Genomic DNA, 13,732 nt, shown 5'->3' with positions numbered 1-13,732 from the left:
TAGTTAGGAATTTAAACTTATAACTCCTAACTCCTAACTTTTTAAATGTCGCCGCGAATTTCTTCGACAACGCCATCGCGCAGAACGATTTCCACCTGCATTTTACTAATTAGGTTATCACCGATTTCTACTCGGAAAAAGCCTTCCATTTGGAATTGGTTGACTTCCTGATCCTGCTGGAGAAACTGCACTTGCTGAAGGTTTTGCAACAATTGATTTTTCTGCTCTAGCAGTTCACTTTTCTTTTGATTGACTTGGAGTTGGATATTGTCAATTTGTTGGAGGGTCTGGGGACCAGGTGGTTGCAGACTCTGCTTTTGAATTGCAGCAACAGCTCTTTGTCCTTCGACTTCTAGCTGTTGCAGTTGCTGGTCGATTTGATTGATCTGCGTTTGTAGCTGCTGTTGTATTTCCTCTTTCCAGAGGGGAGTCACAATGACTTTGACGTTAACGACGCGTTTCAGGAGCAAATTAGATTTGGAGACATCCATAAATATTTCACGTTCACTCTTGTAATTAGCAGGTGGAATCATCAGGCAAACATGCCGTCAATAATATCGCGATAGCGTTCGGTGACGACGTGTCGGCGAACTTTCAGTGTTTGTGTCATCAAACCATTTTCTATTGAAAACGGTTCCAGGATGAGTTTAAACGTTCCGATGCGGTCATCCGGTCGATAACCTGGACGATTTTGCACTTCCCGATTCAATTCTTGCCGAAATAAATCCTGGATCATTCTACTCTCCAAGTCAATTTTTTGACTTGCTGAGGAAGTAATCTGATCATTGTGCGTATCCAGTGTCAGATTCTGACTTGCTGCCCATTTTTCTAGGGCTTCGACATTGGGGACAATTAAGGCTCCCAGGCTGCGCTGATCTTGCCCGACGAGCATAATTTGATCGATGTATGGCGATCGCAAACACACATCTTCGATCGGCTGCGGCTCGATGTTTTCCCCGTTAGTCAATACAATCGTATCCTTTGCCCTGCCAGTCAGCACTAAGTCGTTTTGTGCTGTCAGCCAACCCAAATCGCCGCTATTAAACCACCCTTCAGCATCAATTGCTTTCGCTGTCGCTTCGGGATTTTGGTAATAGCCTTGCATAATCTGCGGCCCCTTCAACAAAACCAAGCCTCGCTTCTCTAATGGTAGAGGCGCTTTTGTCTCAGGATCTACGATTTTAGCTTCTGTAGCCGGAAGTGGTTGCCCTGATGCACCAATCAAATTTCGCCAGGGACGCCGCACATGGGTAACAGGAGAAGTTTCTGTCAACCCATAACCTTGCAAAATCTGCACACCAATAATTTCAAAGAAGTTATCGATGTGTCTAGGAAGCGCACCACCACCGCTAATCATCTGCTTAACTTCTCCTCCTGTGGCTTCCCGCACTTTGGCATAAACCAGTCGTTCTCCCAAGGCATGGAGGGGTAATAAAGCCGATGCTTGTATCCTAGCTGCTAATCGTTCGAGGGCTGAAGCATGAAGATTATTTAAATTCAACCCTTGAGCAACTCGCCGCGCTTTGATATATTTTTCGCTAATGCCCAATAAAAAGTTAATCAGGCGTTGCTTATTCGCTGGCTGTTCGCGGAACTGCTTTTGCACTCCTTCATAAATCGATTCCCACAGACGCGGTACACCCACCATGTAGTTGGGTTTAAATTGTCTCAAATCTCCTTTCACAGAGCGCAAGTTGGTATAAACTTGCGTACAACCTTGAGATAGTAGGTAATATTCCACAGTCCGTTCGTAGCTGTGCCAGGAAGGTAGGATACTGAGAACCATATCGCCCACGTTTGGTTGCACTACTGTCCTGAAAGTGAGCACTTGGTGCATCAAATTGTTATAAGACAACATTACACCCTTGGGTTTGCCCGTGGTCCCAGAGGTATAAATTAGGGTTGCCAGAGCGTCACGATTTTGCTTGACTGGCACAAAATTATGATTTACCCCAATTTCGATCAACTGGGCAAAGTTCAGCATCTTTAGGGTTTCGTCTGTTGGTGGGGCTTCGTCCGAAAGTAAGATTACTAGTTGAATTGGTAAATCTTTGAGGCGATCTTGCAGTTTTTTAAGTGTCTTTAAATCCTCAACTACTATTGCCGTGCTGCCACTATTTGCGATGATAAACAGCAGTTCTTCTTTTTCGGCTTGGGAGCTACGCACCACATCAACTCCTCCAGCAGTCATTATGCCTTGATCGGCAATAAACCAGCGAGGACTGTTGTCAGCAATTAGGGAAATGCGATCGCCTACCTTTATTCCCAACGCCTGCAACCCTGTAGCAAATAGTTGCATTTGCTCTGCTAGCTGGGTATAAGTAATCGCTACTTCTGGTTTAGCATGAGGGTTGCGGAGGGCGACAACATCACCAAATCGTTGAGCTGCCAAAGGCCAAATTTCTGGCAGCGATTCCACATTTGTGTAATCTACCAACCGCTTTAATGCCTCGCGTTCTTGCTCACTGATGTTAGACAAAAAAGAAGACGCGGTTTGGGTTTTTGACATAACACCTTACCTAAATATTCTAAACTGATCGTTTTCCAGTTTATTTTGTTATTACGCTACAATAGTCGTCCTTATTATCCACATTCTCTTCTGTATATGAGAATTCCAGGAATTCCACGTTTATATTTACAAAAATTTATGTTAAAGTGAATTAACATAGACTGCAAGCAATGATTGTGTTTGCATCTAAGAACAGCGATGTCTACGACGGGCTACGCCTACGCCTATTTTTCACAGGAGATGATTACCTATGAAACTGATAGACTCTACACTGCTAACGCTGCTCAATATTGCTGCTTGCGTGGCGTTCCCTAAACTTGTAGCTATCCTTCTGGCTGATAAAACCAAAGTTACTGAAGCGTTGCCGAATGGTTCCAAATTACAAACAGCCAGAGTCGAACTTACCAGTTTTCCTTATTGTACAGCTTATGGATTGACAGGTAGCCAATTCTGTAAATTTAGTCCTGATTTCTGTGCCAATTGTTCTCCGAATTGATGGACTGTTTGTAAGTAAATATTACTTGGTACTTAAATTTAGCTTTCACTTACAGCAGAATTCCGAATTAAGGAGCGGAGCTTGGGATTGCTTTGCCGAGGCATGACAATTCAGAAGTAAAACAGGTTTTATACCTGGGTTTGAGACTAATCGTTGTGTACTTCACTTTCCTTGAAATCTGCTGTATAGAAGGTTCCCAGGTGCATAAAGTTTTGTCGGGTGCGTTATGTCCTTGGCTAACGCACAACTCAATGTATCGATTACGAAGTTTTAATGCAGATCATTACTGATATTCTTTTTCTGGTACTCTAAAAGCTGCATATTTCCATTCATTACCCTCCAAATATTCAATTTTAAATTCTCCTTTAGTCAATAAACTCATATTTTTAAGTTGGACTGTAGCCTTTTCTCCTAAGAGAATACATTCCGAAAACTTGTCCGTAAATTTATAACCCAGTCTGTACAAGGGTTTTAAAGGTTGCTTATACAGCACATTTCAGGTAAATGAGGTACAGTAATAGTAGTGCATGAACGGGTAAAATGAAACCTTACTCTATCGACTTGCGAGAAAAAATAGTCAAGGCTTACTCTCAAGGTGACACCTCAATCAGAAAAGTTGCTGATAGGTTTGGTGTAGCTAAAAGCTTTGTACAAAAATTACTCTCCATCAGTAAGACTCAAGGTCACGTAGAACCGAGACAACAAGGTGGGGCAATGAAAGGGGAGTTAGATGGATATCAATCAAAAATAGCTTTAATGGTTGAACAATACCCAGATGCAACATTATCAGAATATTGTGAGTATTGGGGTACAAATAATAATCATTGGGTGAGTAAAAGTACGATGTGTCGGGCATTGCAAAAACAAAAACTTACAAAAAAAAAGACGCTACGCAGCAGCCAAGCGAAAACAGAAAGAGTTCAAAACTTGAGAATTGAGTATTGGCAGCAAGTCCAACAAATAGACCCAGACAACTTAGTTTTCATCGATGAAATGGGTGTTTTATTGGGTTTAACAAGAACTCATGCCCGTAGCCATCAGGGAAGTAGAGTGTATGATTTCAAACCATTTTATCGGGGAGCGAAGGTGACAGTAATTGGAGCAATTAGCAAAAAAAAAGTTTTAGCTGTGATGACCTTGAATGGTTCCATGAATGGCGATGCTTTTAAAGTCTTTATCGAAAAGTGTTTACTTCCTCAACTATGGTCGGGTGCTGTAGTTGTTATGGATAATGTCCCATCTCATAAAGTGCAAGGAATTGAGTCTTTAATTCAATCCGTGGATGCAAATGTTCTTTATCAGTCACCCTATTCTCCTGACTTTAATCCCATTGAACACTGGTGGTCACAATTAAAATCTTTTCTCCGATCCTTTTCTCCAACCACTGCAAAAATGGTTGATGTTTTAATTGCGACTGCACTCCATTTGATTAATCCAGTGCATTTAAAAAACTGGTTTACTAACTGTTGTTACTGTACCTCATAAACCTGCAATACGCTGTAAATGTCCTGCTTCATCCAATGTTAGCGCCAAGGTTTCTTTAGTAGCCCAAACTACATCAGGAATCACATTATCTGATTCGGAAAACAAAACGCCGGGGTTGATGACAGCTTCTCCTAAACCAGTAAACTCTGACCAAATGTTAAGCTGTTGAAAAATTTTGCCACAAGTTTGCTGATGTTTAAAGTGAGGTGCCCTGGTCATAAATAATTCTCCATCAACTATCTCATAGCGCGTCCCTTCATTTTCTCCGAAGAGTTCCACATCGTGGATTGTCCAGCGTACTCCTGTATTAAGCATCTGACTCATCGGCTAACTCCTTTAATCTCGCTCTTGTATTTTAATCATAAGAGGATGTTTGAAAATTCACAAAGTATACTAGACAGGGTTATTTTTTTCTAGACAGAAACCGCCCAGAAAGGCTTAGACATCCGTATATTTGTATATTTGAGATTAGAAAAAAACTTGGAGGTTAAATCATGAAACTGACTCCACTGAGGAAGCACCGAAACGATAGCCTTTACCGTAGACTGTGTGAATCAGCGCAGTTTCTCTACCTACCTCAATCTTACGACGCAACAGGCGAATTAATGCCGCGATCGCATTACTACTGGGTTGTTCTTCCTCTTGCCACAAATTTTGCATAATCTGGGCATGAGTCATTAATTGTCCAGTGTGTTCCATAAAGTATTGCAGCAGCTGGCTTTCTTTTTGCGATAGCTCAATTATTCGTCCTTGGCGATAGGCGACTTGATTTTCACAATCGAGTTCTAAATCAGCCACAGTCAGCCGTCCGGTGGTGGTTTCATAGGTTTGGGAACCGGAACGACGCAATAAAGCCCGGACTCTAGCTAATAATTCCCGCAGTTCAAAAGGTTTAACCAAATAGTCGTCAGCACCAGCATCCAAACCTTCTACGCGGTCATCTAGAGTATCTTTGGCTGTGAGAAACAGCACAGGAGTGGTTTTGCCTTGGCGTCGCAATTCCTGACAAATCTCTAACCCCGTTTTTCCTGGCAGCATCCAATCTAAAATTAGTAGGTCATAACTGCTGGCTTGTGCATATTCGCTGCCACTTGTCCCATTGTAAGCGGCATCGACAATGTAACCCTCACGAGTTAACAAGCGACTCAAGGGTTCAGTTAGCTCAACTTCATCATCAACTAATAAAATTCTCATGCTGCTTGTGGTAAGCATATAGAGATATTCTCAATATTATTCAACTGCCCAAACGCCAAGGATACTAAAAAAAGAATGCTGACTGTTGCATTGCCAAAAGGGGAACTCCTTAAAAATAGCATCCGCCTGCTACAATCTGTGGGATTAGATTTTAGTGCTTTTTTAGATTCAGGAAATCGCCAACTTCAGATTCCTGACGCTAAAGGACTTGCAAAAGGTTTGCTGGTGCGGGCGCAGGATGTACCCGTTTATGTCGAATATGGTCAAGCACAACTGGGTGTTGTTGGTTACGATGTGCTACGGGAGAAGCAGCCGCAAGTTGCCCACTTGGTGGATTTGCAGTTTGGGCATTGTCGAATGTCGGTGGCAGTAAAAGCATCTAGTTCTTACCGATCGCCTTTAGATTTACCTCCGCATGGTAGAGTTGCTTCCAAGTATGTAAATTGCGCTCGTGAATATTTTTACAGTCTAGATTTACCTGTGGAAATAGTCCCGTTGTATGGTTCAGTGGAACTAGGCCCAATTACTGGAATGTCAGAAGCGATCGTAGATTTGGTTTCTACAGGGCGGACTTTACGCGAAAATGGTTTGATAGAAATTGCTACTCTGTATGAAAGCACGGCGCGGCTGATTGCCCATCCTCTAAGTTACCGCCTGAACACGGGTAATCTAAGTGATGTAATTGCCAAGCTGCGAGAAGCCGTTTTGGTAAAGGTGTGAACTACTCAGACTTCAGCCGTAGGCAAGTCTGAGTAGTTCACATTGTTACGATTAGTCTCTGACTAGGAATGGGAGGAACTGCAAATGCACCTTTGCGGAAAATTAAAATCTTTCCACACCTTCAAATTGCTTGAGTGCTGATGCATTTGCGGCTTCTCCACAAGTTCGTGGCGTCGGGAATATCTTTTCAGGATTTGCTAACCCTTTAGGATTAAAAACTTGCCGTACCCATTGCATAGTTTCTAAATCAACTTGGCTAAACATCTGTGGCATATAGCACTTTTTCTCTGCACCGATACCATGTTCGCCAGAAATACTACCACCGACTTGGACACAAAGTTTGAGAATTTTTCCACCCATTTCTTCTACTTGACCTAATTCTCCAGGCACAGAATTATCAAAAAGAATTAGCGGATGAAGATTGCCATCGCCAGCATGAAATACATTAGCAACACGATAACCGTATTGTTGACTTAATATTTCAATCTCATGCAGAACATAAGGCAATTGAGTACGAGGAATTACACCGTCTTGTACATAATAATCTGGACTTAAATGCCCAGCCGCAGCAAAAGCCGCCTTGCGTCCTTTCCATAATTTCAATCGGGTTTCTGGGTCAGTAGCAGAAGTGACATTACGCGCACCATTCTTTTGACAAATTTCGGTAACTCGCTGCTTATTTCCTGCAACTTCCACTTCTAAACCGTCAATTTCTATTAGTAAAATAGCAGTAGCATCGCGGGGATAACAATTAGTTGCGACAACATCTTCAACTGCATTAATGCTGAAGTTATCCATCATTTCCATACCACCGGGAATAATTCCGGCGCTAATGATATCAGAAACAGTTGCTCCAGCAGCTTCAATACTAGTAAAATCTGCCAACAACACACAAATTGATTCTGGACTTTTGAGAATTCGCAAAGTAATTTCTGTGGCAATTCCTAAAGTGCCTTCAGAACCAACAAACACACCTGTTAAATCATAACCAGGCATTTCTGGAATTTGTCCGCCTAAATCGATAATTTCCCCTAGCGGCGTGACAATTTTTAATCCTAAAACGTGGTTAGTGGTGACGCCGTATTTGAGGCAATGTACACCACCAGAATTTTCGGCAATGTTGCCCCCAATAGAGCAGATAATTTGACTGGAGGGGTCAGGAGCATAATAAAAACCAGCACCACTGACGGCTTGTGTTACCCAACTATTAATCACCCCTGGTTGAACAATTGCCCGTTGATTTTCCAAATCAATGCTGAGGATTTGCCGCATTAAGGAAGTGACAATTAAAACAGAGTCTATCACTGGTAAAGCGCCACCAGATAAACCAGTGCCAGAACCGCGTGCGATGAAGGGTATAGAATATTGATTGCATATCTTCACCACTTGGGCAACTTGTTCTGTAGTTCTGGGTAAAACCACCACAGCCGGACGTTGGCGATAGCCTGTTAAACCATCGCATTCATAAGTAATAAGTTCTTCGCGGCGTTGCACCACACCATTTTTACCAAGGACAGCCTCGAATGCTTTGATAATGGGTTTCCAGTTGAGTTCTTTTTTATCTTGGGTAAGCATAGTTTTTTTAAAGTTCAAGGTAGATGTTTACAGGTTGTTTAAAATTGCAATTACTTCCTCAGATAAATCTAAAGCTATTATTGTAATGCCAGATAATCCGGGAAATTTATCAACATAATCTGCTTGTCTGCGATATCCTCGCAATCGTTTCAAGTTATTAGCAATTAATTGACGTTGTGGGTGAGGATTAAGCTTGAATTGCTCCCAAACATATCTGTGAGCATCACTTATTTTCGGAATTGATATTCCTTCTTGATCACGCAAATAGTTTCGCGCCAAGATAAAAGCTGCATAGTATGCTCGACTGATAGCATCACGCAGTTTAGCTTCCTGATTTGCAGGAGTAGTTGGTTGATCGGTGAGTTCTTTGGCTAGATTAAGATATTGTGACCAATCAAAACTCATCTGGGTATTCCAGAGTGGTAAAAAATTGCTGATGTACCTGGTGTGAAAGACCTCTTGACCAATTATCGTCAAACTGATGGAGCCTTGCAACTGCTTCATGGGGATCAAGCTTCATCAAAATAGATAGTATCAGCTGCACCCAATCAATACTTTCTGGTTCTGGAACAACTTCCAGAAATAGTTGGGAGTCAGGGAAGTAGTGGCGAATTTTCTCAGGTGCTTCTAGCAGCACGGGAATGAGAAACGGATGTTTAGCCAGAAATTCTAAAACTTCGGTGCGCTCTCGGAAGGTGTATAACTGCTCAAGGGTTTCGATATCGGCGGGAGAAATGCTAACTGCGGTGTCTGTCATGGCATTTTGCAGGCTGCTGTTGATGGCTGTGTTTACTATTGTTGCAAGAATAGCAGCTTAGGGGGAGTAAAGGCGATCGCCTGATTTGAGTACGGAAGGTGCGATGTCTCTTAACAAGTGCGTTGAATGATGGTAAAATTCCATATTCTGTTAATTGTGGGGCTAAAGTAACATAGAGTTAGACATTTAACAGCAGAGGGTGAAATGACTTACCAAGTTTTAGATTCCACCTCAAAATTAATTGCCAAGCTGCAAACCCTAGCACCCGAACAGCAACAACAGGTGCTAGATTTCGTGGAATTTCTCGCACAAAAATATGCTCAACCTCAACAACCACCACAGAAACGGGTACTGGGTTTAAATCAAGATAAGATTTGGATAAGTGATGATTTCAATGACCCTTTACCTGATGAATTTTGGCTAGGTGAAAGTCAGTGATGAAACTGTTATTAGACACTCACGTAATTATTTGGTCAGCAGGAAACCCCGAAAAACTATCCCAGAGAGTTAGAAACTTATTAATTGATACTAACAATTTTTGGGTAGTTAGCATGGCTAGTGTTTGGGAATTACAAATAAAATCTCAGCTTGGTAAACTAAATTTAAGCTTATCGCTTCCTAATTTCATCGAAACTCAACAGCGAGTGAATAATCTACAACTATTACCTATTGAATTAACTCATATCTACGCTTTAGAAGCTTTACCAAGTCATCACCGCGATCCTTTTGACCGAATTATAATCGCTCAGGCAATAGTTGAAAAGATGCCTTTGTTAAGTATAGATGCTGTCTTTGATGTATATCCAGTTCAAAGGGTGTGGGAGTAAAAATACAGATTATATAGGCAGAAAAAGCCATATCTGACGACAAGCCACTCCGCGTCTACGCATTTGATGTAGAGTAAGCGCGATCGCATGATTTGAGTACAGAACGAAATTTAACGCCTTCTGGGTATCGCACTTCTCATAGACAGGTTGGGTTGAACGGTAATGAAACTTAGCATCCTGTTAATTGCTGGCTTATGCTCTTGAGACAAACTTTGCTAAGGCTCTCAGCCCAACCGAGCTTATGCTGGATTGATTCAGCAGTAATGAGCATAAACTTGAGTGTTTCGGATAAATTAAGGGAAACTCAAGTAAAATTTATCTTGTCACTCACGATAATATAGTGAATATATTTACAAAAAAACCATAATTTTACGAAACTATTTGTTTTTACGTGCTTTTATTGTAAATGTGAGAACTCGCTTTTTCAGCATAATTACATATTTTCCTAAGTATTTTTGGGGAATCAATTCAATCCCATGAGGGAATTGGCAAGGTTATTACAAACTTTATTTCTCTTCAACACCCACTATGAAGCTGAATTATGACAGGAAGCTGAACTATTTATTAGTCATTCTGGTAACAGTAGTAATTTTGTTATTTAATTCTCCTGCTTTAACACAAACGGCAAAAACTAGTGGTAATGAGGTAAGAGTAAATGAGCTAAAAACGTACTATTTTGGTATTCGTAGTACATCTGCTCCTATTAGTTCTTATGAAGAAGCAGCCTTCATTGAGAAAGGTTACTGTTATGCCTTAGAAGAAACTTTGGAGAAAAGATTTCCTCTGAAGATAGAGATAGTAAAGATGAAAATAGAGAATCGTTTCACAGGGGAAGGAAGTAATAATGAAAAACTTGATGCTGAGTGCGCTTCTAACACCATAGCCCAAGATCGTATAAAAAAAATCCATGATCTTGATCCTCACCATGTAGATCTACATGGTGAATTTTCTAAACCTTTTGCTTGGACAGGTGCAACGGCTTTACTATTGAAGAAAAATATGCAAAAGCTTTCTCTTGGAGAGAAGCTTTCTCTTGGAGAGGAGTTTAAAACACTAAAATTTGGTCTCCTTAAGGACACAACTACTGAAAAGATAGTAAAAAATGCTTACCCTTCATTGAAAAATTTTATAACTTTACAAGATACTTCCGATGGAGTAGATAAGCTAAGAAAAGGTGAAATAGATGTATTGTTTAATGACGAAATCCTTTTGAGACGTACTTTAAAAGATTTAAATGAACAAGCAGGGACAGAAAAATATTCTATGACACCTTGGCTGCTAAGTAATGAAGAATATGGAGTCGTGGTCTATCATACAGATGAAGCTAAAAATCAGCTGCAATAGCAGCAGATAAATTTTTTGCTAGGAGAAGCTGAAATTAAAACTTTTGGCAGCACAAAGCTTAAAATATTAAACGACAATCCAGATTTTCAATATTTTATTAAAAATGATTTGAACTATAACAGCGATAATGACCACTGGAGAAAAATAGTTTTTATCTCGGCTGTACTAATTACTCCTGTGGGTGTACTTTTATTTCTTAAAAGTTATCAAAATCTAAACAATAATAAACTAGAAAGAGAAGATAAGAGAATAAAAAATTATTATCCTCTAACTTCCAAAAATCTGGATGATAAAGTAGGTAATTCAGCGCCGAATATTAATGTTTATCTCCATAATGCGAATACTCAGTCTAAGACTAGAAGGGGGAATATGAGTAATACTAACAATTTCGACCAGAAAAATTCTAATATAACTGTTGGTAATCAGGGTACAAATACAAATACAAATACTCAACAATTTGTTCAATATACATCAGAACAAAAGCAAGATTTATCTCAATTTGCAAAAGACATACAGCGAATTTTAGAAAAAGTTGAGAAAAATCAACCTAATGCTACTGAAGTGGAAAAACAAAAGATAGTCTCTTATGAAATTTCTCCAGAGCAAAGAAGTAGGATTGTGAGAGCTTTAAAAGCGGGAGGAGAGAAGGCACTGGAAGAGTTGCTTGATAATCCTTACCTTAACGTTGCAATAGCCGTTGTTAAAGAATGGCAGAAGGAAGAGTAGGATTACATTCTTAAATACTGGATAAAGTCATGGTTGAGCAACTTTTAATCAATGATGATGATTACTATGTGCCAGATGCCAGCAAGCTACTCACTGAAAACGACACTTTAGATAATTTTGCTACTTCCAAACAGAAACGCCTTTTAATTGGCTCTCTTTACAGTACTTTACAGCAGCAGACTTTTTTCGCAGCAGCCAATGTCGGAGTTTACCATACAGACGGTCAACCCGCAATTGTACCCGACGTTTTTCTCAGCTTCGATGTTCAAATGCCTGAAAATTGGTGGGAAAAACAAAATCGTTGTTATATGGTTTGGCGTTTTGGCAAACCTCCAGAAGTTGTCCTCGAAATTGTCTCTAATAAAGAAGGTGATGAACTAGGCAAAAAGCTGAAAATTTATGAACATATGCGGGCTAGTTACTACATCGTATATGACCCAAATCAGCAATTAGGAGAAAAAATACTGCGCGTTTATGAACTTAGGGGAACACGCTACTTTGAAACTTCAGAAATTTGGTTAGAAAAAGTTGGTTTAGGTGTAACTTTGTGGAAAGGCAAATTTGAAGATAGACAGGATACTTGGTTACGCTGGTGTTACCAAGATGGTACTGTTTTGCTTACTGGAGATGAACGCGCCGAACAGGAACGACAACATGCCGAACAGGAACGACAATATGCTGAACAGGAACGACAACGTGCTGAACAAGCAGAACAACGCACCCAATTACTAGCAGATAGGCTACGGGCTATGGGCGTAGATCCCGACACTTTATAAGACACTCGCTGTAAAGACGCAAAGTTTTTTGCGTCTTTGCATTTGCAAAAAAATTCTCACGAAGTTGTCCAACTCATAAACTCATTTATCCGATACCAAACCTTTTCTAATAAATCACGATCATCCGCATCAAACCATTCAATTTGTGGATATGCTCGAAACCAAGTGCGTTGTCGCTTGGCAAATTGCCGTGTATGTAAAATTGTTAATTCTTTCGCTTCATCTAATGAAATATCCCCAGCCAAATATTGCTTAATTTCTTGATAACCCAAAGTATTCAACAAAGACAAATCAGCGCCATATTTTTGACAAAGATACTCCACCTCAGCAACCAAACCATTTGCGATCATTTGCTCAGTACGCTGTTGAATACGAGCGCCCAACTTGTCAACATCGCAATCTAAACCAATTTGCAAAATCGGATAATTTGGTGGATTCTCCCCTTGCTGTTCTGAAATCGGATGACCAGTGACATAATATACTTCTAATGCTCTTAGAGTCCGTACTGAGTCATTAGCATGAATCTTTTCTACAGCAACAGGATCAACTTGTTGTAACATTGCGTATAGTTGTGATTGACCAAGAGATTCCAGCTGCGATCGCAATTCTTTCTGCGGTGCAACTCTAGGAATTTTCATCCCTTGGGCAATGGAACGGATGTATAAACCAGTGCCACCAACCATTAGAAGTGGGGGAGATGAGGGAGATGAGGGAGATGAGGGAGAATTAATTAAGGCTTGTGCTTGTTGCTGATAGTCTGCTACTGTCATCATGTTTGTTGGATCGCAGATATCTATTAAATAGTGCGGCACCAATTTTTGTTCAGCGACAGTTGGTTTTGCCGTTCCAATATCAAACTCACGGTAAACTTGACGAGAATCAGCACTGAGAATTATAGAACCCAACCGCATCGCCAAAGCTAAAGCTAAACCCGACTTACCTGTTGCTGTCGCCCCACAAATCACAATTAATTTAGTCATTATTCATTAAGGAACGTGGATTAAATAAAATGCAAAAGTTCATCCTATATCTAGCTTCCCTCTCCTTTATAAGGAGAGGGATTGAGGGTGAGGTAAGCCAGGGACATTAATTGTATGTTATGTATGTTATTTAATTCTTATTCCTAAGCTATTCTCTCCCTAATTCCCCTACTCGTCTGCTCGTCTGCTCCCTTGACCCTCCGAATTTTAGATTTTAAATTTTGGATTTTTTGGGGTACAAGCCCCACTCTCTTAGTACACGTCACCGCAAAAAGGGGTCGGAAATAGAGGAAAATATTTTTTGTAGGGTGGCAGGAGAAACCAGAATATGCAGGGACGTATC

Annotated in this window: 16 protein-coding genes; 8 read left to right on the top strand and 8 right to left on the bottom strand. The window is 40.5% G+C overall.

Annotated features, from left to right (window positions below; genetic code table 11):
• Nucleotides 1–41 precede the first annotated feature (41 nt).
• Nucleotides 42–491 (bottom strand): YlqD family protein, encoded by a 450-nt coding sequence (locus V7L05_RS13295; RefSeq protein WP_335164625.1) that lies wholly within the window; start codon nucleotides 489–491, stop codon nucleotides 42–44.
• Between the two features lie 41 nt (nucleotides 492–532).
• Nucleotides 533–2,509: an AMP-dependent synthetase/ligase gene (locus V7L05_RS13290; RefSeq protein ID WP_335164607.1), complete on the bottom strand. Its 1,977-nt coding sequence runs from the start codon at nucleotides 2,507–2,509 to the stop codon at nucleotides 533–535.
• 250 nt (nucleotides 2,510–2,759) lie between these two features.
• Between V7L05_RS13290 and V7L05_RS13285 the strand changes: the two genes are divergently transcribed.
• Together V7L05_RS13285 and V7L05_RS13280 are read left to right on the top strand one after the other, a co-directional pair.
• The gene (locus V7L05_RS13285; protein ID WP_335164606.1) at nucleotides 2,760–3,005 is read left to right on the top strand and encodes a hypothetical protein; all 246 of its coding nucleotides are present in this window, start codon (nucleotides 2,760–2,762) and stop codon (nucleotides 3,003–3,005) included.
• A gap of 540 nt (nucleotides 3,006–3,545) precedes the next feature.
• Nucleotides 3,546–4,490: an IS630 family transposase gene (locus V7L05_RS13280; RefSeq protein ID WP_335164605.1), complete on the top strand. Its 945-nt coding sequence runs from the start codon at nucleotides 3,546–3,548 to the stop codon at nucleotides 4,488–4,490.
• On the opposite strand, the gene V7L05_RS13275 is transcribed toward V7L05_RS13280, so the two are convergent.
• Both V7L05_RS13275 and rppA read right to left on the bottom strand, forming a co-directional pair.
• Nucleotides 4,485–4,814: a Uma2 family endonuclease gene (locus V7L05_RS13275; RefSeq protein WP_335164604.1), complete on the bottom strand. Its 330-nt coding sequence runs from the start codon at nucleotides 4,812–4,814 to the stop codon at nucleotides 4,485–4,487. The two genes, V7L05_RS13280 and V7L05_RS13275, sit on opposite strands and share 6 nt — an antisense overlap.
• Nucleotides 4,815–4,982: 168 nt before the next feature.
• Nucleotides 4,983–5,684: a two-component system response regulator RppA gene (rppA, locus tag V7L05_RS13270; protein ID WP_335164624.1), complete on the bottom strand. Its 702-nt coding sequence runs from the start codon at nucleotides 5,682–5,684 to the stop codon at nucleotides 4,983–4,985.
• A gap of 75 nt (nucleotides 5,685–5,759) precedes the next feature.
• Here rppA and hisG point away from each other — a divergent pair, with 75 nt between their 5' ends.
• Nucleotides 5,760–6,404 carry an ATP phosphoribosyltransferase gene (gene hisG, locus V7L05_RS13265; protein ID WP_334949328.1) on the top strand — a complete coding sequence of 215 codons (645 nt, stop codon included), beginning with the start codon at nucleotides 5,760–5,762 and terminating at the stop codon, nucleotides 6,402–6,404.
• 102 nt (nucleotides 6,405–6,506) lie between these two features.
• On the opposite strand, the gene glcD is transcribed toward hisG, so the two are convergent.
• From glcD to V7L05_RS13250, 3 genes are read right to left on the bottom strand one after another with little or no spacing between them, the layout of a single operon-like run.
• The gene (glcD, locus tag V7L05_RS13260) at nucleotides 6,507–7,979 is read right to left on the bottom strand and encodes a glycolate oxidase subunit GlcD (RefSeq protein ID WP_335164603.1); all 1,473 of its coding nucleotides are present in this window, start codon (nucleotides 7,977–7,979) and stop codon (nucleotides 6,507–6,509) included.
• A 27-nt stretch (nucleotides 7,980–8,006) separates the two neighbouring features.
• Nucleotides 8,007–8,384 (bottom strand): HEPN domain-containing protein, encoded by a 378-nt coding sequence (locus tag V7L05_RS13255; RefSeq protein WP_335164602.1) that lies wholly within the window; start codon nucleotides 8,382–8,384, stop codon nucleotides 8,007–8,009.
• A complete protein-coding gene (locus V7L05_RS13250) occupies nucleotides 8,374–8,736 on the bottom strand; it encodes a hypothetical protein (protein WP_335164601.1) in 363 nt (120 codons plus the stop codon). Before V7L05_RS13250 ends, V7L05_RS13255 begins: the two co-directional genes overlap by 11 nt.
• 204 nt (nucleotides 8,737–8,940) lie before the next feature.
• Here V7L05_RS13250 and vapB point away from each other — a divergent pair, with 204 nt between their 5' ends.
• From vapB to V7L05_RS13225, 5 genes are all read left to right on the top strand, one after another.
• Nucleotides 8,941–9,174: a type II toxin-antitoxin system VapB family antitoxin gene (gene vapB / locus V7L05_RS13245; RefSeq protein ID WP_335164600.1), complete on the top strand. Its 234-nt coding sequence runs from the start codon at nucleotides 8,941–8,943 to the stop codon at nucleotides 9,172–9,174.
• Entirely contained in the window at nucleotides 9,174–9,563 is a 390-nt protein-coding gene (locus V7L05_RS13240) for a type II toxin-antitoxin system VapC family toxin (RefSeq protein WP_335164599.1), read from the top strand. The genes vapB and V7L05_RS13240 overlap by 1 nt, the downstream gene beginning before the upstream one ends.
• A gap of 528 nt (nucleotides 9,564–10,091) precedes the next feature.
• Complete coding sequence (locus V7L05_RS13235; protein ID WP_335164598.1) at nucleotides 10,092–10,907, top strand: transporter substrate-binding domain-containing protein; 816 nt, start codon at nucleotides 10,092–10,094, stop codon at nucleotides 10,905–10,907.
• A gap of 15 nt (nucleotides 10,908–10,922) precedes the next feature.
• Complete coding sequence (locus V7L05_RS13230) at nucleotides 10,923–11,633, top strand: hypothetical protein (protein ID WP_335164597.1); 711 nt, start codon at nucleotides 10,923–10,925, stop codon at nucleotides 11,631–11,633.
• Nucleotides 11,634–11,662: 29 nt separating this feature from the next.
• Entirely contained in the window at nucleotides 11,663–12,409 is a 747-nt protein-coding gene (locus tag V7L05_RS13225) for a Uma2 family endonuclease (RefSeq protein WP_335164596.1), read from the top strand.
• A gap of 56 nt (nucleotides 12,410–12,465) precedes the next feature.
• On the opposite strand, the gene miaA is transcribed toward V7L05_RS13225, so the two are convergent.
• Nucleotides 12,466–13,389, bottom strand: a complete 924-nt coding sequence (gene miaA, locus V7L05_RS13220; RefSeq protein ID WP_335164595.1) for a tRNA (adenosine(37)-N6)-dimethylallyltransferase MiaA — start codon at nucleotides 13,387–13,389, stop codon at nucleotides 12,466–12,468.
• Between the last annotated feature and the right edge of the window lie 343 nt (nucleotides 13,390–13,732).

Source organism: Nostoc sp., assembly GCF_036917755.1.
GTDB lineage: Bacteria > Cyanobacteriota > Cyanobacteriia > Cyanobacteriales > Nostocaceae > Nostoc.
The sequence above is the reverse complement of the archived record's forward strand: the minus strand, read 5'-3'. Positions and strand labels throughout refer to the sequence as shown.